24 protein-coding genes are annotated in these 24480 nt (G+C 72.8%); 16 read left to right on the top strand and 8 right to left on the bottom strand.

The window, feature by feature from the left end; all coding sequences use genetic code 11:
* The first annotated feature begins 11 nt into the window (after window positions 1–11).
* Together ACIBQ6_RS47060 and menC are read left to right on the top strand one after the other, a co-directional pair.
* Window positions 12–770: a GNAT family N-acetyltransferase gene (locus ACIBQ6_RS47060; protein WP_358299330.1), complete on the top strand. Its 759-nt coding sequence runs from the start codon at window positions 12–14 to the stop codon at window positions 768–770.
* Complete coding sequence (gene menC, locus ACIBQ6_RS47055; RefSeq protein ID WP_397219157.1) at window positions 767–1885, top strand: o-succinylbenzoate synthase; 1119 nt, start codon at window positions 767–769, stop codon at window positions 1883–1885. Before ACIBQ6_RS47060 ends, menC begins: the two co-directional genes overlap by 4 nt.
* Window positions 1886–1915: 30 nt before the next feature.
* Here the strand turns inward: menC and ACIBQ6_RS47050 are convergent, their stop codons facing one another.
* On the bottom strand, window positions 1916–2371 hold the full coding sequence (locus tag ACIBQ6_RS47050; protein ID WP_397219156.1) for a MarR family winged helix-turn-helix transcriptional regulator: 456 nt from the start codon (window positions 2369–2371) through the stop codon (window positions 1916–1918).
* Between the two features lie 89 nt (window positions 2372–2460).
* Here ACIBQ6_RS47050 and ACIBQ6_RS47045 point away from each other — a divergent pair, with 89 nt between their 5' ends.
* Window positions 2461–3006 (top strand): YceI family protein, encoded by a 546-nt coding sequence (locus tag ACIBQ6_RS47045; RefSeq protein ID WP_397219155.1) that lies wholly within the window; start codon window positions 2461–2463, stop codon window positions 3004–3006.
* 18 nt (window positions 3007–3024) lie between these two features.
* On the opposite strand, the gene ACIBQ6_RS47040 is transcribed toward ACIBQ6_RS47045, so the two are convergent.
* The gene (locus ACIBQ6_RS47040; RefSeq protein WP_397219154.1) at window positions 3025–4077 is read right to left on the bottom strand and encodes a hypothetical protein; all 1053 of its coding nucleotides are present in this window, start codon (window positions 4075–4077) and stop codon (window positions 3025–3027) included.
* A gap of 54 nt (window positions 4078–4131) precedes the next feature.
* A complete protein-coding gene (locus ACIBQ6_RS47035; protein WP_397158535.1) occupies window positions 4132–4488 on the bottom strand; it encodes an ArsR/SmtB family transcription factor in 357 nt (118 codons plus the stop codon).
* A gap of 136 nt (window positions 4489–4624) precedes the next feature.
* On the opposite strand from ACIBQ6_RS47035, the gene ACIBQ6_RS47030 reads away from it, so the two are divergent.
* Entirely contained in the window at window positions 4625–6061 is a 1437-nt protein-coding gene (locus tag ACIBQ6_RS47030) for an MFS transporter (RefSeq protein WP_397219153.1), read from the top strand.
* Between the two features lie 105 nt (window positions 6062–6166).
* Here ACIBQ6_RS47030 and ACIBQ6_RS47025 read toward each other — a convergent pair whose 3' ends face one another.
* The gene (locus ACIBQ6_RS47025; RefSeq protein WP_397219152.1) at window positions 6167–6592 is read right to left on the bottom strand and encodes a MerR family transcriptional regulator; all 426 of its coding nucleotides are present in this window, start codon (window positions 6590–6592) and stop codon (window positions 6167–6169) included.
* Window positions 6593–6769: 177 nt separating this feature from the next.
* Here ACIBQ6_RS47025 and ACIBQ6_RS47020 point away from each other — a divergent pair, with 177 nt between their 5' ends.
* Window positions 6770–7225 (top strand): SgcJ/EcaC family oxidoreductase, encoded by a 456-nt coding sequence (locus ACIBQ6_RS47020; RefSeq protein WP_397219151.1) that lies wholly within the window; start codon window positions 6770–6772, stop codon window positions 7223–7225.
* A gap of 16 nt (window positions 7226–7241) precedes the next feature.
* Window positions 7242–7490, top strand: a complete 249-nt coding sequence (locus tag ACIBQ6_RS47015) for a hypothetical protein (RefSeq protein WP_397219150.1) — start codon at window positions 7242–7244, stop codon at window positions 7488–7490.
* 50 nt (window positions 7491–7540) lie between these two features.
* On the opposite strand, the gene ACIBQ6_RS47010 is transcribed toward ACIBQ6_RS47015, so the two are convergent.
* Window positions 7541–8161, bottom strand: coding sequence for a TetR/AcrR family transcriptional regulator (locus ACIBQ6_RS47010; RefSeq protein ID WP_397219149.1), 621 nt, complete (start codon window positions 8159–8161; stop codon window positions 7541–7543).
* 91 nt (window positions 8162–8252) lie between these two features.
* On the opposite strand from ACIBQ6_RS47010, the gene ACIBQ6_RS47005 reads away from it, so the two are divergent.
* The 3 genes from ACIBQ6_RS47005 to ACIBQ6_RS46995 are packed head-to-tail and all read left to right on the top strand — an operon-like array spanning window position 8253 to window position 10743.
* On the top strand, window positions 8253–8909 hold the full coding sequence (locus ACIBQ6_RS47005; protein ID WP_397219148.1) for a CatB-related O-acetyltransferase: 657 nt from the start codon (window positions 8253–8255) through the stop codon (window positions 8907–8909).
* A 53-nt stretch (window positions 8910–8962) separates the two neighbouring features.
* Entirely contained in the window at window positions 8963–10135 is a 1173-nt protein-coding gene (locus ACIBQ6_RS47000; protein ID WP_397219147.1) for a macrolide family glycosyltransferase, read from the top strand.
* 41 nt (window positions 10136–10176) lie between these two features.
* A complete protein-coding gene (locus ACIBQ6_RS46995; RefSeq protein WP_397219146.1) occupies window positions 10177–10743 on the top strand; it encodes a YciI family protein in 567 nt (188 codons plus the stop codon).
* 133 nt (window positions 10744–10876) lie between these two features.
* Here the strand turns inward: ACIBQ6_RS46995 and dgoD are convergent, their stop codons facing one another.
* The 3 genes from dgoD to ACIBQ6_RS46980 are packed head-to-tail and all read right to left on the bottom strand — an operon-like array spanning window position 10877 to window position 14239.
* Complete coding sequence (gene dgoD / locus ACIBQ6_RS46990; protein WP_397219145.1) at window positions 10877–12019, bottom strand: galactonate dehydratase; 1143 nt, start codon at window positions 12017–12019, stop codon at window positions 10877–10879.
* Window positions 12016–13095, bottom strand: coding sequence for a Gfo/Idh/MocA family oxidoreductase (locus ACIBQ6_RS46985; RefSeq protein ID WP_358299372.1), 1080 nt, complete (start codon window positions 13093–13095; stop codon window positions 12016–12018). Before ACIBQ6_RS46985 ends, dgoD begins: the two co-directional genes overlap by 4 nt.
* 19 nt (window positions 13096–13114) lie before the next feature.
* A complete protein-coding gene (locus tag ACIBQ6_RS46980; RefSeq protein ID WP_358299374.1) occupies window positions 13115–14239 on the bottom strand; it encodes a GntR family transcriptional regulator in 1125 nt (374 codons plus the stop codon).
* An 89-nt stretch (window positions 14240–14328) separates the two neighbouring features.
* Between ACIBQ6_RS46980 and ACIBQ6_RS46975 the strand changes: the two genes are divergently transcribed.
* From ACIBQ6_RS46975 to ACIBQ6_RS46945, 7 genes are all read left to right on the top strand, one after another.
* On the top strand, window positions 14329–15933 hold the full coding sequence (locus ACIBQ6_RS46975) for a hypothetical protein (RefSeq protein ID WP_397219144.1): 1605 nt from the start codon (window positions 14329–14331) through the stop codon (window positions 15931–15933).
* A 15-nt stretch (window positions 15934–15948) separates the two neighbouring features.
* Window positions 15949–17199, top strand: a complete 1251-nt coding sequence (locus ACIBQ6_RS46970) for an enolase C-terminal domain-like protein (protein WP_397219143.1) — start codon at window positions 15949–15951, stop codon at window positions 17197–17199.
* A gap of 114 nt (window positions 17200–17313) precedes the next feature.
* Complete coding sequence (locus ACIBQ6_RS46965; RefSeq protein WP_397219142.1) at window positions 17314–18672, top strand: extracellular solute-binding protein; 1359 nt, start codon at window positions 17314–17316, stop codon at window positions 18670–18672.
* Window positions 18669–19601 carry a carbohydrate ABC transporter permease gene (locus ACIBQ6_RS46960; protein ID WP_397219141.1) on the top strand — a complete coding sequence of 311 codons (933 nt, stop codon included), beginning with the start codon at window positions 18669–18671 and terminating at the stop codon, window positions 19599–19601. Before ACIBQ6_RS46965 ends, ACIBQ6_RS46960 begins: the two co-directional genes overlap by 4 nt.
* A complete protein-coding gene (locus ACIBQ6_RS46955; protein ID WP_358299389.1) occupies window positions 19598–20452 on the top strand; it encodes a carbohydrate ABC transporter permease in 855 nt (284 codons plus the stop codon). Before ACIBQ6_RS46960 ends, ACIBQ6_RS46955 begins: the two co-directional genes overlap by 4 nt.
* Window positions 20452–21297, top strand: a complete 846-nt coding sequence (locus ACIBQ6_RS46950; RefSeq protein ID WP_397219140.1) for an NAD-dependent epimerase/dehydratase family protein — start codon at window positions 20452–20454, stop codon at window positions 21295–21297. Before ACIBQ6_RS46955 ends, ACIBQ6_RS46950 begins: the two co-directional genes overlap by 1 nt.
* 23 nt (window positions 21298–21320) lie before the next feature.
* Window positions 21321–24473, top strand: coding sequence for a sugar-binding protein (locus ACIBQ6_RS46945; protein ID WP_397219139.1), 3153 nt, complete (start codon window positions 21321–21323; stop codon window positions 24471–24473).
* Window positions 24474–24480 lie beyond the last annotated feature (7 nt).

The raw sequence follows: 24480 nt of genomic DNA, 5'->3' as shown, positions 1-24480 counted from the left end.
ATGCTGGTGCCATGCTCGATATCCGCATCCTCCACGGGACCTCCGAGTTCCAGGCCGCCGACCGGCTGCTGCGCCGCGTCTGGAACACCAGGGCGGGCGACGACCCGCCGGTGGCCGTCGACCTCATGTGCGCCCTTGAGCACACCGGCGGTTACGTCGGCGGCGCCTATCTCGACGGCGTGCTCGTCGCCGCCGCCTCCGGGTTCCTCGCCGAGGGGGGCAGCCTGCACTCCCACGTCGTGGGCGTGGCCGCCGAGGCGCGGGGCCGGGGGATCGGCCAGGCGATCAAGGCGCACCAGCGCGCGTGGGCCGCCGAACGCGGCCTGAACTCCATCTCCTGGACCTTCGACCCGCTCGTGCGCCGCAACGCCTTCTTCAACCTCGCCCGGCTCGGCGCGCGGGCCGAGCGGTACGTGCCCGACTTCTACGGGCCGATGAACGACGGCATCAACGGCGGCGACGTCACCGACCGCCTGTTCGCCCACTGGCCCGTCGACCCGGCCCCTTCTCCGGAGCGGTCGGCACCGGGCGGGACCCGGAAGGCCGAGGTGATCCTCGACGAGACCGGGGCGCCGCGCGAGCCGGGCGGCGCGGCCGTGCTGCGCTGCGCCACGCCCGCCGACGCCGAGCGGCTGCGGCGCGAGCAGCCCGCTGAGGCCGCGCGGTGGCGGGCCGCCCAGCGGGCCGCCCTGGGCGGCGCGCTCGCCCGCGGCTACCGGATCGCCGCCTTCACCAGGGACGGCTGGTACGTGCTGGAGCGCGCGGCATGAGGATCGCCGAAGCCGAGCTGCGCACGGTCGCGCTGCCCCTGATCACCCCGTTCCGCACCTCGCTCGGCACGCAGACCGTGCGCCGGGCGCTGCTGGTGCGGGTGCGCGGCGCCGAGGGGGAGGAGGGCTGGAGCGAGTGCGTGGCCGACGACGAGCCCACCTACAGCCCCGAGTACCTGGAGGGCGCGGCCGACCTCATCCGCCGTTTCCTGCTGCCCGCCCTGTTCGCGGTGCCGCGCCTCGACCCGGCCGGCGTCGCGCCCGCGCTGGCGCACCTGCGCGGCCATCCGATGGCCAAGGCCGCCGTCGAGACGGCCGTCCTGGACGCCGTGCTCAGGGCGCGCGGCCTGTCGCTGGCCGCCCACCTGGGAGGGGTGCGATCCAGCGTGCGCGTCGGCGTGTCCGTCGGCATCGCGGACACCCTCGACGACCTGCTCGACACCGTGGACCGGCACGTCGGCGCCGGGTACGCCCGGATCAAGCTCAAGATCGAGCCCGGCTGGGACCTGGAGCCGGTGCGGCTGGTGCGCGAGACGTTCGGCCCCGGCCTGATGCTCACCGCCGACGCCAACACCGCCTACACCCCCGCCGACGCCCGCCACCTGGCCCGCCTGGACGCCTACGGCCTGACCCTGCTGGAGCAGCCCTTCGCCCCGGACGACCTGGACGGCCACGCCCGGCTCGCCGCCCGCATGGACACCCCCATCTGCCTGGACGAGTCGATCACCTCGGCCCGCGCCGCCACCGCCGCGATCAGGGCGCGCGCCTGCTCGATCATCAACATCAAGCCCGGCCGGGTCGGCGGCTACCTGGAGTCCCGCCGGATCCACGACCTGGCCCTGGCCGCGGACGTGCCGGTGTGGTGCGGCGGGATGCTGGAGACCGGGCTCGGCCGGACGGCGAACCTGGCGCTGGCCAGCCTGCCCGGCTTCACGCTGCCGGGCGACATCTCGGCGACGGCCCGCTACTACGAGCGTGACATCACCGCGCCGATCGAGCTGACCGGCGACTCCATCGCGGTGCCCGACGGCCCCGGCGTCGGCGTCACGCCGGACCCGGACGCCCTGGCGGCCTTCACCACCGACCCGCCCGTCCGCGTCACCCCCGCCGGGTGAGACGGTCGGGCGTGGGCTGACCGGACGTTGTCACTCCTGCTCGACGAGGTGGTCGAGCAGGACCTGGCTGATGTCGGCGAGTTGCCGCAGCTGTTCCGCGGTGAGCAGGTCGACCAGGTGCTCACGGACGCTGGCCACGTGCTTCGGGGCGGCCGCCCGGAGCGCGGCGTGCCCGTCGTCGGTGAGCACGGCCAGCCACCCGCGCCGGTCGCCGGCATAGTGCTCCCGGCGCACCCACCCCTTCTGCTCCAGCTTGTTGACCGCGTGCGAGATGCGGCTCGGCTTGGAGTTGGTCCACTGCGCCAGCTCGCTCATGCGCATCGTGCGCCCGGGGGCCTCCGACAGCAGGACGAGCAGCTCGTAGTAGGTGGGCGGCATGTCGGCGGCCGCCATCAGGTCGCGTTCCAGGCGGTCGGTCAGCAGGCGGGTGGCCAGCCCGAACCTGCGCCACGTCTGCTGTTCGTCGTCGTTGAGCCAGCGGGTCATGCCCCGATCGTACTGGAAGGTTGCGTGCTGAAATAAATCTATGTACTGTCGTGCCGAATCTTCCAGTGCTGAACTAATTGGAGCGCGACATGTACCCCAGCGAGCTGAGCGGCGACTACACCTTCGACCCGGCCCACAGCCGGTTCGGGTTCGTCGCCCGCCACGCCATGGTGACCAAGGTGCGCGGCAGCATCCCCGTCCAGGAGGCCGCCGCCCGCCTGGACGCGGCGAACCCGGCGGCCTCCGCCGTCCGCGTGGTGCTCGACGTGGCCGGCATCCAGACCGGCAACCAGATGCGCGACGGCCACCTGCGCACCGGCGACTTCCTCGACGCCGCCGCCCACCCGCACATCGTCTTCGAGTCCACGTCCGTCAAGCACGCGGGCGGCGACACCTTCGAGGTCACCGGCGACCTGACGATCCGCGGGGTGACCCGGCAGGTCACCGTCCCGCTCGACTACACCGGCACCGCCGTCGACGCCCAGGGCGTGACCAGGGTCGGCTTCGAGGGGGGCACGGCGATCAACCGCAAGGACTTCGGCATGACGTACAACGCCGCGCTGGAGACCGGCGGCGTGATGATCTCCGACCGGATCGCCCTGGAGTTCGACATCTCCGCCGTCAGGTCCGCCTGACCGCGCGCCGGAGGTTTCTCAGCGTCCCAGCCAGGCGTCCAGCCGGGACAGCAGCTCCGCGGTGGGGTTCCTGCCGCCGGTCGTCCCGGCGTACACGGCCCGGCAGGGCGCGCGCCAGACCCGCACCTCGGCGACGGCGCCGGTGACGTCGCCCACCCACACCACGTCGAGGGCGGCCGGGCGGGTGAACCTGCCGAACCCGCAGTCGGTGACGCTCTCCGTTCCGCCCGGGCCGGTCACCGGGTCCACGGCCGTCACGACGTTGAGCAGCGACCGCAGGGATTCAAGACCATCTGGGACGCGGGCCTGGCTCCGCAGGCGCAGCACGTCCCCGTCGAGCCGGTACCGGCAGGCGGCGGCGGCCGACAGCGGGCTGGGCAGGAGGGCGCGCCACCGGAAGCCGCGGTTGGCGGCGACGTCGTCGCGCGGCCAACCGCGTGGGCGGGTCAGGTCGACGTCGGCGGCCGGCAGCCCGGCCGCGCACCCGGGAAGCGGCGCGGGTGCCGGGTGCGCCTCCAGCTGCGCCCGGTAACGGCGGAGGAAGGAATCGCTCGGATCGCCGAACCGGGTCCGGCCCGCGTACCGGGCGGTTCCGCAGTTGCGATCGACCAGGACGACGGCGGGCCGGCGCACGTTCCCGTAATGCACGACGAAGGACAGGCTCGTGCCGTAGCCGACCATGTTGCAGATCTCGCCGAGGTGGAGGTCGTCGCCCAGGACGCGCCCCTTGGCCGACTCGCGCCGGCGCAGCTCGGCCTCCAGCGCGTCGCGCGTGGGCAGGCCGTTGAGCTCGGAGACCATCGCGCCGACCCCATCGGTGAGCCTCCTGACCGGCACTGCCGCCTGCCCTCGGGACCACGGCAGGGGCAGCTCGCACATCGTCACCGACACCGCGCCGTCGGCGGGCACCAGCTCCCCGGGCCGGTCACCGCGCTCCCACCCGCCGGCGGACGAGACCGGACAACCCCCGGCTCCGAGCCGCGGCCCCAGGGCATTCACCGGAAAGGCGGCGGAAGCCCCCAGCACCAGCGCGACCACACCCGCGACCACCCGGCCGACGCGCAGCAACATGACAGCAATGTACGCGCCGTAAGCCGGTCAGGCCGCCCCTCCGGAAGGGCTGCTTCACCGGGAGGGCTGCCCGGTGTCGTCGTGCCGGTGGGCGGCGGCGTCGGTGCGGGCGCCGGACAGGATGGCGTCGAGCAGGCCGGGGTAGCGGGCGTCCAGGTCCTCGCGCCGCAGGACGAGCAGGTTCTCCCGGCCCGACGGCTGCTGCCAGATCACCCCGCTGTCGCGCAACACCCGCCAATGGTGGGTCATGGTCGACTTCGCGGTGATCCCCAGCGTGTTCAGCACGCTGGTGCAGTTGTGCTCACCCCCGGCGTCGAGGATGCGGACGACGGACAGCCGCACGCCGTTCCCCAGCGCCGACAGCACGTCTTCGACCCGGATCTGGTCGCGGTCGGGATGACGGAAGGCCATGGTCCAACTGTACCGCGACTGTCGAACAATCCCCTTCCGGTCTGGCATAGTACGACCGTACGTAAATCATCGTACGATCGTTTCGTGCGGCGGGCTTCCGCGTGCCCGCTCACCGGCTCCCTCCGAAGGGCGTTCCATGTCCACACCATCCACGCTGCCCGCGTCCGTCGCGGACGGCGTCAAGCCCCGGCTCGGCTGGACCCTGGCGCTGCTCGCCCTGGCCCAGCTCATCTACGCGCTCGACCTCAACATCGTCTTCGTCGCGCTCCCGCGGATCGGCGCCGACCTGGGCTTCCCCGGCCAGACCCAGCAGCTCGTGGTCAGCGCGTACGTCGTCTTCGCCGGCGGCTTCCTGCTGTTCGGCGGACGGGCGGCCGACCTGCTCGGCCGCCGCCGCGTCTTCGTGCTGGCCCTGGCCCTCTACGCGCTGTCCTCGCTCGCGGGCGGGCTGGCCGCGGGCCCCGTCGTCATCATCGCCGCCCGCGCGGTGCAGGGCGTCGGCGGGGCGCTGCTGCTGCCCTCGACGCTGGCGCTGCTCAACAGCCTGTTCGCCGAGGGGCGGCAGCGCAACCGGGCGCTGGCCGTCTGGGGCGGCGCGGGCGCCAGCGGGCTGACGATCGGCGCGCTGCTCGGCGGCGTCCTCACCGAGAACTTCGGCTGGCCCGCCGTCTTCTTCGTCAACGTCCCCCTGGCCGGGCTGGTCGCGCTGGCCGCCCTGGCCGTCGTCCCGCGTGACCCGGCCAGGCGGGAACGGCGCAGGTTCGACGTGCCGGGGGCGCTCACCGTGACCGGCGGGTCCACGCTGCTGGTCTTCGCCCTGGTCGAGGGGCCCGAGCTGGGCTGGGGCAGCCCCCTGGTCGCGGGCGCCTTCGCGGTGGCCGCCGCGCTGCTGGTGATCTTCGCGCTGGTCGAGGCCCGCAGCGCGGATCCGCTCATGCCGTTCCGGCTGTTCCGCAACCGCAGCCTGACCGTCGGCATGCTGGTCACCTTCGTCTACATGGCCACGTTCGGCGTCCTGCCGTACTTCCTCACCGTGCTGCTGCAGAGCGTCCACGGCTACAGCGCCCTGCAGAGCGGACTGGCCTTCCTCGTCCCGTCGCTGGCCATCGCCGCCGGCACCCAGGGCGGCGAGCGCCTGGCCACCCGGATCGGCACCCGGGCCACGCTGCTGATCGGCTTCGCCGTCGGCGTCGCCGGGACCGCCGTCCTGGCCCTCGGCTTCGACGCCGACGCCGGGTACGGCCTGCTGATCCCCGGTCTCGTCGTCTCCGGCCTGGGTCAGGGCGTCGTCTGGACCGCCATGTGGATCGCCGCCGCCACCGGCACCCCCGCCCACGAGCAGGGCGTCGCCAACGGCATCGCCTCCACCGCGCTCAACATCGGCAACGCCATCGGCCTGGCCGTCTTCACCGTCATCGCCGACCTCGGGACCGCGGGCAGGACCGGCCAGGCCCTGCGCGCCGCCACGGCGGACGGCGAGTTCCTGGTCGTCCTGCTCACCGCGGCGGTGATGATCGCCGGCCTCCTGGTCACCCTCACCCTGCCCCGCCGCACCCCCGACCCGACCCCCTGACGGTCCGCCCCCTTACCCCCTGCCCCCCGGCGCGGGCCTCGGCCGCCGCGAGCACCCCTTCGGTGCATGCGGCGGTCACGGCGTCCGCGCCCGCGGGGCCGCCGTTCAGTGCTGGTGCGCCTCTTCCAGGGACGCCCCCGCCAGCCGCGCCCTGACCGCCCCGGTGAAGGTGGGGCACTCGAAGACGTTCTCGTGCGGGCAGGCCATGCCGTGCGCGATGGCGGTGCGCGCCACCTGGGCGCGGGCGATGCGCTCGTCCAGCTCGGCGAGTTTGCGCCCGTACAGCTCCCGCCACCCGTCGCCCGGCTGGGACCGGGCCGCGATGAAGGTCCTGATCTCGCGCAGCGTGAGGCCGACCTCGCGCAGCAGCAGGATCACCGCGACCAGCTCGGCCGCCGACGGCGGATAGCGCCGCTGCCCCGAGACCCGCTCGGGCGCCGGGATCAGCCCGAGCTCCTCCCAGTAGCGCAGCGCGGAGGTGGCGACCCCGGTGCGTCCGGCCAGCTCGCCGATCGTCAACTGCTCGCTCATGGGACCGCAAGCATACGTGAGCCCGCCGTCCTGGATCATGCCCCGGCAGGCGGCGCGGCGATTGGCGGCGCCCCGTGTTGACGCTGGCCGACCCTTCTCCTAATCTCTTCTTCAGAGAAGATAAATCTTCGAAGAAGCAAATGCCTCCGCGAAGTTACCTGGGGAAGGGCAACGACCATGAGCAACACCCTCACCGCCGCCGACGCCGCCGCCGTCACCTCCGTGCTCGACCGTCTCGCCGACGCCTGGAACCGGGCCGACGGCGGCGCGTACGGCGACCTGTTCACCGAGGACGCCACCTACATCACCTACGTCGGCACCCTCTACACCGGCGCCCGCGAGATCGGCGACGCCCACCAGGCGCTGTTCGACAGCTTCGTCAAGGGCACCAGGCTGGCCAGTGAGACCGTCGGCATCCGTCTCGCCGGCCCCGACACCGCCCTCGTCATCACCCGCGGCGACACCTACAAGGGCAAGCCCGGCAAGCTGCACAAGATCCAGACCTACACGATGGTCCGGCAGGCGGACGGCGACTGGAAGATCGCCGCCTTCCAGAACACCAAGCACCAGGCCCTCATGGAGGCCATCTCCTTCACGTTCCAGCCCGCCAGCAAGCCCGCCGCCCACGTCTGACCCCTCGACCACCCCCTTGCCCCACCTCTCGCCACGGAAGATCGCCCGCCGCCCCGGCGGCCTCGACCTCGACCTCGACCACCCGCGGCTCGTCCGCCGCGCCGCCGACGTGACCGACCGGCCCGGCACCGGCCGCCCCCGCGTCTCGATCGGTGCGACCGAACGCCTGGGCGCCCGTACGTCACGCGCCGACCTGGCCGCCTTCCTCGTCGGCCACCTCGACGACCCGCGGACCTACCGCCTGCCCGTCGCCGTCTCCTCCTGACCGGGACCCCGGCCTCACCGCCCCGGCGGACCTCACCGCCCCGGCGGACCTCACCGCCCCGGCGGAGCAGTGAAGGCGCCGGCCGCGGCGGCGAGCACGGCCGTCCGCGCCGCCTGCTCCGGCAGGTCCGGGTCGGGGGGAGTGCGGAGGAGCACCAGGTGGTGGTAGAGCGGCGCGGTGGCGGCGACGAGCAGCCGCCGCGCGTCGGTGCCGGCCGGCAGCTCGCCCCGCGCGACCGCCCGCCTGACGATGACCTCGCAGCGGGTGTACCGGTCCTCCCAGAGCCGCCGCACGCCGCGAGCGGCCTCCTCCGAGCGGAACGAGGCGGCGATCAGGGCCGCGGCGATCGACGGCTGTGCGGTGATGGCCGCCTGGTTCTCGTGGTTGAGCGCCGCCAGGTCGCCCAGCAGGGAGCCGGTGTCCCGGGGCTGCCAGTCGTCGTCGCCGGTCGCCTCCAGGACGTCGGCGAGCAGGCCGCCGACGTCCCGCCAGCGTCGGTAGACCGTCGCGCGGTGCACGCCCGCGCGGGCCGCGACGGCGTCGAGGGTCAGCCCGTCGAAGCCGCGTTCCGCGAGCTCGGCGCGGACCGCGTCGAGAACCTGCGCGCGGATGCGACCGGTACGGCCGCCCGGACGGCGACGCGGCCCGGACGACGGGCTCTCGGACGTCATCGTTCCCTTACCCGTTTGCGAGGCGGACGTCGGCATGCCACCATCTTAATGTAGAAGTTGTCGCATTAGCAGTGGCGGAAGGTAGAGATCCATGAACGCCCGCGTCCCCGCCGACCCCACCGTCCTGCACCCGATGCCCGCCCAGCCACGGGTGGTGCTGCTGCGGCCGCTGGTCAAGTCCCCGCTGATCGAGGTGGGGGAGTTCTCCTACTACGACGACCCCGACGACCCGACCGCGTTCGAGACCCGCAACGTGCTCTACCACTACGGCCCGGAGAAGCTGGTCATCGGCCGGTTCTGCGCCCTGGGCGCCGGCGTGCGGTTCATCATGAACGGCGCCAACCACCGCATGGACGGCCCCTCGACCTTCCCCTTCCCCACCATGGGCGGCTCGTGGTCCGACCACTTCGACCTGCTCACCGGCCTGCCCAACCGCGGTGACACCGTCGTCGGCAACGACGTCTGGTTCGGCCACGGCGCGACGGTGCTGCCCGGCGTGCGCATCGGGCACGGCGCGATCATCGGCGCCGGGTCCGTGGTCACCTCCGACGTGCCCGACTACGGGATCGTCGGCGGCAACCCGGCCCGCCTCATCCGCACCCGCTACCCGGCCGACGACGTCGCCCGCCTGCTCGCGGTGGCCTGGTGGGACTGGCCCGCCGAGCACATCACCGAGCACGTGCGCACGATCATGTCGGGCAGCGTCGCCGACCTGGAGGCCGCCGCGCCGGATGCGCGTCGCGCCTGACCGTCGTCCAGCACCCGTCCCGCCGCGCAGAACCCGAAATGAGTGACTCGCCCATGTCTCGCCGCCGTGCCCACATCGCCATGGTCGGCATCCCCGCCGTCAGCCACGTCCTGCCCAGCCTGGAGATCGTCCGCGAGCTGGTGGCCCGCGGCCACCGGGTGACGTACGCCAACGACCCGGCGGTCGCCGACCTGGTCACGGGCACCGGCGCCGAGCTGGTCCCGTGCACCTCGACGCTGCCGGTCGCCGACAACGACTGGCCCGACGACCCCATCGCGGCGATGAGCCTCTTCCTGGACGACGCCGTCCAGGCGCTCCCGCAGCTGCGCGCCGCCTACGACGACGACCCCGCCGACCTCTACCTGTACGACATCGGCGCCTACGCCGCGCGGGCCCTGGCCGAGGCGCAGGGCCGTCCCCTGTTGCAGCTGTCGCCGACGTTCGTGGCCTGGAAGGGCTACCAGGAGGAGGTGGCGGCGCAGCTGTGGCGGCTGCCGGGGGCCGACGCCTACCGGGCCAGGTTCGCCGGCTGGCTCGCCGGGTCCGGCGCCACCACCACCGACGTCGACGCCTTCTCCGGCCATCCGCCCCGCGCGCTGGCCCTGATCCCGCGGGCCATGCAGCCGCACGCCGACCAGGTCGACACCGCCACCGTGACCTTCGTCGGCCCCTGCCACGAGCTGCGCGGGCAGGGCGGCTGGACCCGTCCGGGCGACGCCGCGAACGTGCTGCTGATCTCCCTGGGGTCGGCCTACACCCGTCAGCCGGAGTTCTACCGCCGGTGCCTGGCGGCCTTCGGCGACCTGCCCGGCTGGCACGTCGTGCTGCAGATCGGCAAGTACACCGACGTGGGGGAGCTGGGTGAGATCCCGTCCAACGTCGAGGTGCACCCGTGGGTGCCGCAGCGGGCGATCCTCGACCAGGCCGACGCGTTCGTCACCCACGCGGGCATGGGCGGCTGCTGCGAAGGGCTGCTGGCGGGCGTGCCGATGATCGCCGTCCCGCAGGGCGCCGAGCAGTTCGCCAACGCCGACCGGCTCGTGGAGCTGGGCGTGGCCCGCCGCATCGACACCGCCGACGCCACGGCGCAGGCCCTGCGCGCCGCGCTGGCCGAGCTGACCGGCGACCCCGAGGTGGCCCGCCGCCTGACGCGCCTGCAGGCCGAGGCGCGGGCCGAGGGCGGCACCACCCGCGCCGCCGACCTCGTCGAGCAGATGCTCGGCTGAGCCGCCGGGCCGGGCGACGGTGGTGACCGGGTGAAGATCACGTGGTAGGTACTCTCGGCATGGAGTTCTTCTGCTACCACCGTGACCGTCCCGGATCGGGCCCCCTGCGCGGGGAGTTGGGGGAGGCGCACTGGTCCTACATGGACCGGTACGAAGCGGAGCTGATCGCCCGCGGCCCGACCTTCGACCGCGACACCGACGCGGCCACCGGCAGCGTGCACATCGTCGATCTGCCCGACCCCGCCGCCGCGCGGGCGTTCGCCTTCGACGAGCCCAACTACCAGGCCGGGATCTACCGCGACGTGCTGCTCCGCCGCTGGCGCAACGTGCTGGGGCGCACCATGTGGGAGTTCCCCGGCGGCCGGCGGGGCGGCAACCGGTACCTGGTGCTGGGCCTGGGCTCCGGGCAGCCCGCCGACCTCGTCCCGCCGGCCGACGGCGACGAGCTGATCGCGTACGGGCCGCTGCTGTCCGACGACGGCGCCACCTGGGTCGGCACCGCGCTGCTGGTCCGCGCGCCGGACGCGGACGCGGCCCGCGCGGTCCTCACCGCCGACCGCTACGCCGGGATCGAGGTGCACGACTGGGAGTTCGGCGGCCGTCGATGACGACCTGCGGCCACGCGACGGTCAGGGCGGGCAGGGCGAGGCTGGGGAACCCCAGCTGGCGCCCATGACGATGATCGGCGTGACGATTGCCCGCGGGCGCGGCCGTGCGATCGGCCGCGCGCTCCATGGACGGCTACCACTCGGCGAACGAGCCGTCCCGGTGCCGCCAGACCGGGTTGCGCCAGGCGTGCGACGACGCCTGGCGCACCGCCTTCTCGTCGACCTCGATGCCCAGGCCGGAGGCCGTCGGGCGGTCGAGGTGGCCGTCGGTGAAGGCGAAGACCGAACGGTCCACCAGGTAGTCGAGGAGTTCGCCGCCGTCGTGGTAGCCGATGCCCAGCGACTGCTCCTGGATGAGGAAGTTCGGGGTCGCGAAGTCGATCTGCAGGCAGGCGGCCAGAGCGATCGGGCCGAGGGGGCAGTGGGGAGCGAGGGTGACGTCCCAGGTCTCCGCCATCGCGGCGATCCGGCGGACCTCGGAGATGCCCCCGGCGTGCGACAGGTCCGGCTGGATCACCGCCACGCCCGTCGGGAGCACGTCGCGGAAGTCCCAGCGGGAGAACAGGCGCTCGCCGGTCGCGATGGGAATCGAGGTGGACTCCACCACTCGTCGCAGGTCGCGGGAGAACTCGGGAAGCACCGGCTCTTCGGCGAACAAGGGGGACAGCGGCTCAAGCAGCGGCAGCACCTTGCGCGCGGCCGCTGACGTGAAGCGGCCGTGCAGGTCGACGGCCAGGTCGACGCCGTCGCCCACCGCGTCGCGCACCGCCGCGAAGCGGGCCACGATCCGGCTGGTGAGGGCCGGTGACGGGATCGGCGGCAGCCGGCCCTCCCAGGCGGCGAACTTCAGCGTGTCGAAGCCCGCCTCCACCCGGGCCACGGCGTTCTCGGCCAGTTCCGCGTCCGTGTCGCCGTGCGCCCACGTGTAGACCTTGGCCTGATCGCGCACCGGGCCGCCGAGCAGGTCGTGGACCGGCACGCCGAGAGCCTTGCCCTTGATGTCCCACAACGCCTGGTCGATCCCGGCGACCGCGCTGGACAGCATCGGGCCGCCCCGGTAGAAGCCGCCCTTCGACATCACCTGCCAGTGGTCCTCGATGCGGCCGGGGTCGGCGCCGGCCAGCGCCTCCATCAGCGTGTTCACGCAGGCGGCGACCGTCTCGGCGCGGCCCTCGACGATGGGCTCGCCCCAGCCGCTGACACCCTCGTCGGTGTCGACGCGCAGGAACATCCAGCGCGGGGTGACGATGAAGAGCTCGAAGCCGATGATCTTCACTGGAACACCTCGGGGTTGTCGCCGTGCAGGTTCCGGTGGAACGGGTCGCCCGGACCGATCTCGCCGGAACGCACCGGCTGCCCGGTGAGCGCCGACTTGTACATCGCCGTGATCAGCTCCAGCGCCCTGCGGCCGTCCTGGCCGCTGCCGCGTGGCCGCCGTCCGGCCCGCAGGTCGGCGATCAGGCCCCGGAGCTGGGCCAGGTGGGAGCTGGGCACATCGTCGGGCGGCGGCCAGTCGAGACCGGTCACGCCGGGGGCGGGGGTGATAGTCCAGTTCTCGTTGGCGTAGCCGTACAGGTGGGTGAGCTCCAGGGTGGCGGCGGCCAGATCGACGCGCAGGTGGCTGACCTGGCGCGGCGCCAGCGACGTGCTGACGACCGTGGCCAGCGCGCCGGAGTCGAAGCGGACCAGCGCCGTCGTCACGTCGTCGGTCCGCACGTCGCGGGCGAGCCTGGCGGCCATGCCGCGCACCTCGCTCCAGTCGCCGAGCAGTTCGAGCATGAGGTCGATCTGGTGGATGCCGAGGCCCATGGCGGGGCCGCCGCCCTCGGTCTCCCACCGGCCGCGCCACGGGACCGCGTAGTAGCCGGGGTCGCGGAACCAGGTGGTCTGGCAGTGCGCGACGTACGGCCGGCCGAGTGCGCCGCCGGAGATCAGCGCGCGGGCGTGCTGCGCGGCCGAGCCGAAACGCTGCTGGTAGATGACCGCGGCGTACGGGCCGCCGGCCCGCTCGGCCGTGGTGATCTCGTCGTACTCCGCCAGCGACAGGCACGGCGGCTTCTCGCACCACGCCCACGCACCCGCGCGCAGCGCGGCGACCACCTGGTCGCGGTGGAGCGCGGGCGGGCTGGCGATGTCGACGAGGTCGGGGCGCAGGTCCCGCAGCGTCGCGGTGAGGTCGTCCGAGGCGTACGGCACGGCCCACCGGTCGGCGAACGACCTGGCCGCCTCGACGGTGGCGTCGACGACCGCGACAACCTCGATATCGGCCGACATTTCGCGAAAAGCCGGCATGTGGGTGGAGTCGGCGATCTGACCGCCGCCCACCAGGACGACGCGAAGAGGGGAAGGCATGGGGGGTACCTCGGGAGGTTCAGGCGGTTTGGGCGGAGACCACGCGCAGATAGGCGGAAGCCGACTCGCGGGTGCGGATCTCGATCGGCAGCACCACGTGCTCGACCTCCGACGCCGTCTCGGGATGGTCGATGCGCTCGGCCAGCAGCCGCATCGCCCGCTCGCCCATCTCCCGCGACGGCAGGCGGGCGGCGGCGACCGTCAGCGGCAGCAGGTCGAACGGCCCCGCGTCGTCCATGCCGGCCAGTTCGACCTGGCCGGGCACCTCGACGCCCATCGCGGTGAGGTCGGAGGCCGCGTGCGCCAGCACGAACCCGTTGGCGCACAGCAGCACCGTCGGCGGCTCGCGCCGGTCGAGCAGCCCGGCCAGCATCTCCCGCCGCCGGTCCTCCGGCAGCCGCAGGTAGGTCTTGAGCGCGGTCAGCTCCGGCGAGACCGGCAGCCCGTGCTCGCGCAGCGACTGCACGTGCCCGGTGAGGCGCTCCTGCACGGAGGTGCACTCGGTGGCGTCCCACAGCGCGGTGATGCGCCGGTGCCCCTGCCCGATGAGGTACTCGGTGAGCCGGTAGCCGATGGCGAAGTTGTCGAAGAGCACCGCGTCGGTCGGGGACTCGGGGTGGTAGCGGTCGACCATGACCAGCGGGACACGCCGCCGTCTCAGCTCGGCCAGGGCGGGGGAGTCGTGGTGGGCGTCGACCGAGTACAGCGCGACGCCGCTGGCCTGGGTGTCGAGCGCCTGACGCAGCGCCTTCTCCTGGGCGGCCGGTGAGCCCTTGGTGTTGGACAGGAACATCCGGTAGCCGAGTTCGGCGCAGACCGACTCGATGCCGTCGATCACGTCGGAGTTGTGCGGCCCGTGCCCGTGCATGATGTAGGCGATGGAGCGCTCCCGCGTCGACTCGGCCGGGACGGGCCGGTCGGCCACGAACGTGCCGCGTCCGCGCCGGCGTACCAGGTAGCCCTCGGTGACCAGCTCGTTGAGCGCGCGCACCGCGGTGGTGGTGCTCACTCCGAACCGTTCGCAGACCTCGCGCTGGCTGATGAACGGCTCGTCCTGCACGTACTCACCGCGCGAGATCGCCGCGACCAGATCCCGCTTGACCTGCTGGTAGAGCGGCTCCTGGCTGTCGGACGATTCGTTCATCCTGCCCCCATCCGTCCCATTCGTGATCGTTGACACGTTAACACGCTAAGACTAACGTCGGGCCGCATTCGGCGAAAGGACACCCAGCGGTGACACCCGAGGAGTTCCTGAAGGTTCAGGACGAGCGCTACGACCCCGAACACCGGCTGCCGTGGCAGCTGTCACGCAGCAACGGATACCACACGACGATCCCGGCCGGCACCCGCGTGCACGACACCCGCGCCTCCACCGACTACGCGATCGCGTTGTTGCAGGCAGGCCGCCTCGACCGGGCCAAGGACGTGCTCGGCGCGATCGTCGGCCTGCAGGAGCGCGACCCGCTCGACGACCACTACGGCATCTGGGGCTACTTCATGGAGGAGCCGCCCCAGGCCATGGCGCCCGCCGACTGGAACTGGGCCGACTTCATCGGCGTACGGCTGGCCCAGGTGCTGGCCGCGCACGGGGACGTCCTCGACGGCCGGATCGCCGAGGCGCTGCGCCACGCGGCCCTGTCCATCTTCCGGCGCAACGTCGGCCCGCGCTACACCAACATCGCCCTGCTCGGCTCCGTCACCTGCGCGAGCGCCGGCGAGCTGCTCGGCACGCCCGAGTTCCTCGCCTACGGCAGGCGCAAGCTCACCGCGATGCTGGAACGCGACGCCTTCGCCGAGTACAACTCGCCCGCCTACAGCCCGTTCCTGCTGGAGATCTGCGAACGCGCCCACGTGGTGGTCCGCGACCAGGGGTTCCTGGAGCAGATCGAGGTCATGCGGGAACGCGTCTGGGCGGCGCTCGCCGAGCGCTTCCATCCGGGCACCGGGCAGCTCGCCGGGCCGCACGCCCGCGCGTACACCGACTGGCTCAGCGAGGAGTTGACGTGTTATCTCGCCGCCCAGACGGGAGCGCCGATCGAGCCGCGCCCCGGCGTCGGGATCCGTGACGACACCCCGCGCTTGGTGCCCACGCTGCCCTGCCCGCCGCGTCTGGCCGGGCGCTTCGCCCGGCTGCCCGAGCCCGAGGTGCAGGTCAGGACCGTCTTCGACGGCCAGACCACCGGCACCACCTGGCTCGGCGAGGACGCCACGCTGGGCACGGTCAACGAGGAGTTCGCCTGGGTGCAGCGCAGGCCGCTGCTCGGCTACTGGCGCACGCCCGAGGACCCGGCCGTGGTGCTGCGCGCCCGGATCATGCACAACGGCCACGACCTGACCGCCGCGTGGTGCCGTCAGGCACAGGACGGGCCCAGGGCGCTGGCCGGATGGTGGCTCACCTACGACTCCGGCGACTTCCACCCGAACCTCGACAAACCAGAAGGCAGCGTCTTCGACATGGGCGACCTGCGGCTGCGCGTCACGCTGCGCGGCCGGGGCGTGCGGGGCGGCGAGCTGGGCGACGGCGTCTTCGAGCTCGCCGCCGGAAGGCGCCGGGCGGTCGTGCACACGGGCGCGGCCGCCTTCCTCGGCGAGCCCGCCACCTGGGCCCTGACGACCGCCGAGGACGAGGTCGCCGTCGAGGCGGTGCTCTACAGCGGGCCGCGCCGGCCGGTCGACTTCCACCACGCGGTCCTGCGCGCCGGGTTCGCCGTGGAACTGCTCGCGGAAGGCGCGGAACCCACCGCGCAGGCGCTGCTCAGCGCCGTGGGGGAGGAGGAGGTCCGCTGGTCGTGGGGCGGCCTGGAGGTCGCCGTGCCCGCCCGTCCCACCCGCTTCTGAAAGGCGCGTCCCCGCATGCAGGAAACGCAGGCCCCCTGGCCGTCCAGGGACGGGCTGACGATCACGCGCGTGCGTGCCGTCGTCACGGCGCCCGAGGGCATCCCGCTGGTCGTGGTCAGGATCGACACCTCCGACGACGGCCTGCACGGCCTCGGCTGCGCCACCTTCACCCAGCGCTTCCACGCCGTCGCCGCGACCGTGGACGAGCACGTGGGCCCGATGCTGATCGGCCGCCATCCGGCCGACATCGAGGACATCACCCGCATGATCCACCTGTCGTCCTACTGGCGCGGCGGACCGGTGCTGAACAACGCGCTGTCCGGCGTCGACATGGCGCTGTGGGACATCGCGGGCAAGCGCGCCGGCATGCCCGTGTACGAGCTGCTCGGCGGCCGGGTGCGCGCGGCGGCGCCCGTCTACCTGCACGCCGAGGGCGCCGCCGTCGAGGACACGCTGGAGCACGCCCAGCGGCTCATGGCCGCCGGATATCGCCACGTCAGGCTGCAGACCGGGCAACCGGGGCTGGGCGGCTACGGCGCGCCCGGCAGGGCGAACGCCTACCCGGACGCGCCGCATCCCGACGGCTGGGACGTCAGGCACTACCTGCGCACCACCCCCGCCCTGTTCGACCGGGCCCGCGAGGTCCTGGGCGAGGACGTCGAGCTGCTGCACGACGTGCACAGCCGGCTCACGCCGAAGGAGGCGATCCTGCTGGCCAGGTCGCTGGAGCCGTACCGGCTGTTCTTCCTGGAGGACGTGGTCGCGCCCGAGCACTACGACCGGCTGCCCGAGGTGCGGGCGGCCTCGCCCGCGCCCATCGCGGTCGGCGAGCTGCTCGTCTCGGTGCCCGACGCGGCCAGGCTGATCCTGGGCGGCGGCGTCGACCTGCTGCGCTGCCACGTCTCGGCCATCGGCGGGCTGACCCCGGCGCGCAAGCTGGCCGCGCTCTGCGAGCTGACCGGGGTGCGCACGGCCTGGCACTCCCCGGGCGACGTCTCGCCCGTCGGCGTGGCGGCGAACCTGGCGCTGGACGTCACCACGCCCGCGTTCGGCATCCAGGAGGGCCACGTCTACCCCGACAGCGTGTGCGAGGTGTTCCCCGGCACGCTCAATCCCGTCCGAGGTCACCTGCGTCCCGCGGACCTGCCCGGCTGGGGCATCGAGCTGGACGAGAAGCTGGCCGCCGCGTACCCGCCGGTCACGCACCTGCACGAGCGGTGGGCCGCGCGGGTCCGCCGCCCCGACGGCGGCATAGAGGCGCCTTAGTTAACGCGTTAACTCGTTGCATTTCGCGCGCGTTACCATCCCGTGCTTTACACGTTAACGCGTCATATATAGCGTTCGACTCGACTCGCCCCCCGGCATGAACTTGGAGTCCCGATGAACACGTACATGGCTAGAGGAGCCGCGGGTCTGCTGCTCCTGGCCGCGGTCGCGGCGTGCGGCCGCGGGCAGGACGGCACGTCCGGCGGCAAGACCGAGATCACCGTCTCCGGCATGCCGCCCAGCACCCAGCCGGAGAGCCAGAAGAACTTCCTGGCCCAGGTCGCCGAGTTCGAGAAGGCCAACCCGACCATCAAGGTCAAGCCGACCGAGACGCAGTACGACGTCAAGACGTTCGCGGCGCGCCTGGCCGCGGGCCAGCTGGAGACGGTCTTCCGCGTCCCGCTGACCGACCCGCAGGCCATGATCAGGCGCGGCCAGGTCGCCGACCTCACCGCGGACCTGAAGCTGCTCGCCAAGTCCGACTTCGACAAGCGCATCCTGGCCCCGAGCAGCACCCCGGACGGCAAGATCTACGGCCTGCCCACCGAGGCGTACGCCGCCGGCCTCGTCTACAACCGTGAACTGTTCACCAAGGCCGGGCTCGATCCCGACAAGCCCCCCACCACCTGGGACGAGGTGCGGGCCGCCGCCAAGACGATCAGCGACAGGACCGGGGTGCCCGGCTTCGGCATGCACGCCACCGCCAACACCGGCGGCTGGATGCTCACGACCATGACCTACTCCTACGGCGGCCGGATGGAGAGGGAGGAGGGCGGCAAGGTCGTCCCCGCCTTCGACGACGCCCCCACCAGGCAGGCCCTCGCCCTGCTCAAGGCGATGCGCTGGGACGACCGCTCGATGGGCACCCAGCACCTGCGCAACCAGGACGACCTGCTGCGTGACTTCGCCGCCGGCAAGGTCGCGATGATGATGGGCGCGCCCAACCTCTACGGCAGTTACGTCGCCAAGTTCAACGGCAAGCCCGAGGTGTACGGCCAGACCACGCTGCCGTCCGGGTCGGGCAAGGGCACGCTGCTGGGCGGCACGGTCGCCGTCGTCAGCCCGAAGGCCACGCCCGAGCAGCGCCGGGCGGCGGTCAAGTGGATCGACGCCGTCTACCTGCGGCCCAAGTACGACCCGGCCCTGGCCACCGAGCGGGCCGAGAAGAAGAAGGCCGACGGTCTCGTGGCCGCCGTGCCGCAGCTGCCGTTCTTCGCCCCCGCGGTCTCCGACCCGGTGATGGCCGCGGAGAAGGCCGTCTCCAACGTCGACTGGGAGCACTTCGCCACCTACAACGAGGGCGTGAAGGCGCAGGAGTTCATCTCCGAGCCGCCCGTCGCCGGCCAGGAGCTCTACGCCGCGCTCGACACGGTCGTCCAGGCGGTGCTGACCCGCCAGGACGCCGACCCGGCGGCAGAGATCACCAAGGCCGTCGAGAAGGTGAAGCCGATCCTGGACAGGTCGCAGCAGTGACGGCGCTGGCCGAGCAGGCGGACGCGGCGGTCACCACGCCGCGCCCGCCCCGGCGGCGCCGGGCCCGGCACCCCTACGCGGTGGCCTCGGTGTTGTTCCTCGCGCCGCTGGTGCTCGTGTTCGCGGTGTTCTCCTGGTGGCCGATCCTGCAGAGCGCCATGCTCGCCTTCCAGCGCACCAACCTGGTCGAGGCGGCGAGCTGGGTCGGCTGGCAGAACTTCGCCAACCTGTTCGCCGATCCGCTGCTCGGCAAGGCCGCGCTGAACACGCTCTGGTTCACCGTCCTCGCCCTGGTCCTCGGCTTCCCCGTGCCGGTCTTCCTCGCGGTGGTCATGTCGGAGCTGCGCAAGGGCGGCGGCCTGTTCCGCGTGCTGGTCTACCTGCCGGTGGCGGTGCCGCCGGTCGTGGCGATCATGATGTGGAAGTTCTTCTACAACAGCGACTACGGCCTGCTCAACGGCCTGCTCGGGCTCGTCGGCCTGGGCCCGTTCCCGTGGCTGCAGGACACGCAGTGGGCGATGCCCTCGCTGGTGCTGGAGGCCACCTGGGCGGGCGCGGGCGGCACCGTGCTGATCTACATCGCGGCGCTGACCAGCATCCCCAGGGAGCTGTACGAGGCGGCCGAGAGCGACGGCGCGTCGATCCGGCGGCGCGTGTGGCACATCACGCTGCCCCAGTTGCGCGGCGTGCTGCTGCTCATGCTGCTGCTGCAGGTCATCGGCACCTTCCAGGTCTTCACCGAGCCGTTCGTCATGACCGACGGCGGCCCCGAGGACGCGACGGTGACCGTCCTGCTGCTCATCTACCGGTACGCCTTCGTCTACGGCGACTACGGCATGGCCGGCGCTCTGTCGGTGCTGCTGGCGGTCGTGCTCGGCCTGCTGTCGGCGGTGTACCTGCGCATGACGAAGGCTTGGAGCACGACATGAGCGGACTCATCTCCGATTCCGACCGCAAGAAGCGCGGCGTACGCGCGGTGCTCGGCTCGACCCAGTTCGCCGTCTTCCTCGGCGTGCTCGTCGCCGGGCTCGGCCCGATCCTGTGGACGGTCAAGGGGGCGATCTCCCCGACGCGGGAACTGCTCACCGACCCGCTGCGCCTCTACCCGGCCGCCCCCGACTGGTCGCTGCTCGCCGAGGCCTGGAGCAGGCTGCGCATCGGCCACTTCATGCTCAACACGGTCGTCCTGGCCGGAGGGTCGTGGCTGGCGCAGATCGTCGTGTCGGTCATGGGCGCGTACGCGCTGTCGGTGCTCCGGCCGCGCTACGGCAAGTACGTCTACGGCGCGATCCTGGCGACGCTGTTCCTGCCGGGCAGCGTGTCGCTCGTCGCGCTCTATCTGACGGTGCTCGACGTGGGCATCGCCGACACCACGTGGGCGGTGTGGCTGCCGCACGCCGCGCACGCCTTCACCGTCCTGCTGATGAAACGTTTCTTCGACGGCATCCCGCGCGAGCTGTTCGGCGCGGCCCAGGTCGACGGCGCCGGACCGTGGCGGATGTTCTGGTACATCGTGCTGCCCATGTCGAAGCCCGTCCTGGCCGTGACGTCCCTGCTGACGATCATGGGCGCCTGGAAGGACTTCCTGTGGCCCATGGTGGCCATCTCCGACGGCGAGCTGCACCCGATCTCGGTGGCGCTGCCCAGGCTGGCGGAGTTCGCCGAGGAGAACATGGTCATCGCCGGCATGTTCATGGCGTTGATGCCGCCCGTGCTCGTCTTCATCGTCTTCCAGAAGTACATCGTGCGCGGCGTGGGGTTCACGGGGGTCAAGGGTTGATGCTCAGCAGAGTGCTCGTCACCGGCGCCGCCGGGCTGATCGGCCGGGCCGTCCTCGCGCGCTGCGCGGCCGAGGACGTGCCGGTGACCGCGCTGGTCCTGGAGGATCCGGGCGACCTCAAGGCCGACCGCGTCGTCGTGGGCGACGCGGGCGACCCCGAGGTCGTACGGCGGGCGCTGGACGGCGTCGACGCCGTGGTCCACCTGGCGGCCATCCCCAGCCCCAACGACAACCCCCCGCAGGAGGTCTACCTCAACAACACCGGCGCCACGTTCGCGGTGCTCGACGAGGCGGGCCGGGCCGGGGTGCGCCGGGCGGTCATCGCCAGCAGCCTCAGCGTGCTCGGCATGCCGTTCTCCCCGCACCGCCTGGAACCGGCCTACCTGCCCGTCGACGAGGCGCACCCGCTGCTGGCCGCCGACCCGTACGCGCTGTCGAAGGAGGCCGACGAGTCCACCGCGCGCATGATCCACCGGCTGCACGGCATGACGGTGGTGGCGCTGCGCTTCCCGTTCGTCGGCGGCCCCGAGGACCGGCTGCCCGAGCGGGCCGCCGAGTTCGCCGCCGAGCCGGCCAGGGGAGTCGCCGACCTGTGGGCCTACCTGGACTCCCGGGACGCGGCCACCGCCTGCTGGCTCGGCGTCACCCGGCCGATCGACGGCTCCCACGTGCTGTTCGTGGCCGCCCCCGACACCATCGTCCCGCTGCCCACCGAGGAACTCGTCCATCACTTCCTGCCCCGCTCCCCGCTGCGCGCGGCCCTGCCCGGCCGGGCCGTGCCGATCGACGTGACCAAGGCCCGCCGAGTCCTCGGCTTCGAGGCGGAGCACCTGTACCGGCTCTGACGAACGGAGAGGATCCACCCCCCATGAGATCCCGCATCCATCTCTGGTTACGAACCGTCATCACCTCCCTGCTGATCGTCCCGTTCCTGGCCGTGCCGTCCCACGCGGCCACCGACGTCGACCAGGTCGTCGGCGACTTCGAGTACGGCACGCAGGGCTGGGCCCTGGGGCTCGGCCCGGAGTTCCCCGGCGCCAAGGGCGCCCTCACCAGCGACGCGGCCGACGCGAGGACCGGAGCGCGCTCGGCCCTGCTGACCGCCGACCTCACCGCCGGCGGCAAGTACGTCGAGGCCGGGTACGCCACGGCCGCCGACCTCAAGGCGCTGTCGCTCTGGGCGCGCTCGCCCGCGCTGCCCACGGTGACGCTCCGGCTGGTGGACAGCACCGGGCAGACCCACCAGCAGCGGCTGCCGCTGGCCGCGGGCGGCGGCTGGCAGCGGCTCACCGTCACCTCCTTCACCGCCGGGCAGTCCTACCAGCACTTCGGCGGGGCCGGCGACGGCGTCTGGCACGGGCCGGCCAAGCGGGTGGCGTTCCTCGTCGAGCGCACCGGGCAGCTCAGGCTCGACGGGGTCACGATCACCGCGCCCGCCCCCGACCTCGCCCTGGGGCAGCGGGCCGTGGGCAACGTGTTCGTGCAGCCCGCCCAGCCCTCGTTCGACGTGACGAGCCGGGGCGACGCGCTGACCTGGACCGTACGCGACCTGTCCGGCGTCCAGGTGGCCGCGGGCGGCGGAACTCCCGGGACGCTGGCCGTACCGGTCGCCAGGCCGGGGCACTACCGGCTCAGCGTGACCGCGACCGCGGCCGGGACGGCGATCGCCACCAAGGAGACCGCGTTCGCCGTGCTCACGCCCTTCACCGCGACGGGCGACTCCCCGTTCGGCGTGGCCGGGCACTTCACCCGGGCAGACTGGGGCGCTCCCGGCGGCGACCTGCTGGAACTGGCCGCCAAGGCCGGGGTGCGCACCGTGCGCGACGACGCGTTCTGGGAGTCGATCGAGAAGACCGAGGGCGTCTACGAGTACGGGCGCTACGACCCGCTGCACGCCACGCTCGACGCCGAGGGCATGCGCTGGCTGCCGATCGCCGCCTACACCAACCCCCACCACGACGGGAACGCCACGCCGTACACCGACGCGGGCCGCGCCGCCTACGCCGCGTACGCCTCGGCGTTGATCGGCAGGTACGACCTGCCGTGGATCGAGGTCTACAACGAGTTCAACATCGGCTTCGGCGACCGCGGCAACGGCCCGGCCGACTCGCGCGCCGACTACTACTTCCCGCTGCTGAAGGCCACCTACGAAAAGGTCAAGGCCGACCACCCGCAGGTCACGGTCGTCGGCCCGGCCTCCGCCGGCGTGCCGCTCGCCTGGCTGGAGGAGCTGTTCAAGCTCGGCGCCCTGAAGTACCTCGACGCCGTCTCCATCCACCCCTACGTCTATCCGGGCACCCCCGAGTCGGCCGCCAAGAGCATCGACGACCTCGACGCGCTGGTCAGGAAGTACAACAACGGCCGGTCCAAGCCCATCTGGATCACCGAGCAGGGCTGGCCCACCCACACCGACGCGCGCGGCGTCACCGAGGCCGTCCAGGCCGCCTACGTGGTCCGCGCCCACGTGACGGCGCTGGCCAAGGGCGTGCAGCGGTTCTTCTGGTACGACTTCATGAACGACGGCACCGACCCGGCGCTCAACGAGGACAACTTCGGCCTGGTGCGCAACACCGCCGACGCCTCCGGCCGGTGGACGCCCAAACCCGGCTACGTCGCCTACGCCGCCATGACCAGGCAGCTCACCGGGGCCGCCCATGTCAGGCAGGAGGCCGAGGGCCGCCAGCTCTTCCGTAAGGACGGCCACGACCTGCGCGTCCTGTGGTCGGCCCGGCCCGCGACCGTCTCGCTGCGCACCGACGCCCCGCTCACCGTCACCGACCTGGCCGGCGCGAGCGAGGTGCTGCGCCCGCTCGCCGGCCGCGTCACGCTCTCGCTGTCCGGCGACCCGATCTACGTGCGCGGTGACGCCGTGCTGGAGGACGCCGCCCGCTACACGGTCACCGGCGGCGGCGCCGTGGTCGGCGAGGGGATCGAGCTGAAGCTGGCCGTGGACGCCACGCGCGGCCCCGCCATACGAGGCAGCTTCGCCGTCGGCGACGTCGAGGTGCCGGTGTCGGTGCGCGGCGGGCGCAGGGCCGAGATCCCGGTGTCGCTGCCCGCAGTGACCCGCACCGGCCCGCTCGACCTGGTCGGCCGCCTGAGGATCCACGGGAGGCCGGTCGCCAGGCTCGGCTCGCGGGTCGAGGTGACGCCGCCGTTCGCGATCAGCGCCAGGCACGTGCTGCCGGACGACCTGGCGATCACCGTGCGCAACCTGTCGGCCAGGGAACTCGCCCCCGGCGACCTGGGCTGGACCTTCGGCGCTCGCACCGGCACGCTGCCGATCGCCGGGACCGTGCCCGCGGGCGGCTCGCGCACCGAGCGCCTTCCGCTGGCCGACCTGCCCGCCGGGCCGTACGAGCTGCGGCTGGACGCCGTCGCGGGCGTCGGCGTCACCGGCCGGGTGGCCCGCGTCGCCGACGGCGCGCTCAACCGGGCCGGCCGCGCCACGATCACCGTCGACGGCGTGCCCGACGACCTGACCGGCCGCCCGGCCGTCGACCTCGCCGACGGCACCGTCAAGATCCCCTCGTACGGCGGGCCGGACGACCTCAGCGGCACCCTCCACGTCACCTGGGACGCCGACCGCTTCTACCTCAGCGCCAGGATCCACGACGACGTCCACACCCAGACCAGCACCGGAGCCGACATCTGGCAGGGCGACTCCCTGCAGTTCGCCGTCGCCGCCGGACTGCCCGGCGAGACGCGCACCTGGTCCGAGCTCGGCCTCGCGCTGACCGCCCAGGGCCCGCAGTTCCACCGCTGGCTCGGCGACGGACCGGAACCCGAGGCCAAGGTCGCCGTCACCCGGGACGAGACGGCCGAGGAGACCGTCTACGAGTTGTCGCTGCCCTGGGCGGCACTCGCCCCCCTCACCCCGCAGGACGGCCTGTTCAGCCTGTCCGTCGTCGCCAACGACAACGACGGGACCGGCCGCGAGGGCTGGATCGAATGGGGTTCCGGCATCGCCGGGACGAAGAACCCCGCCCTCTTCCGCCCCGCCCGTTTCATCGGGCAGTAGCCGAAAC

It is taken from the genome of Nonomuraea sp. NPDC049655 (genome assembly GCF_044465465.1).
Lineage (GTDB): Bacteria > Actinomycetota > Actinomycetes > Streptosporangiales > Streptosporangiaceae > Nonomuraea.
Note: the sequence above shows the minus strand (reverse complement) of the source record. Positions and strands in the feature narration are given on the sequence as shown.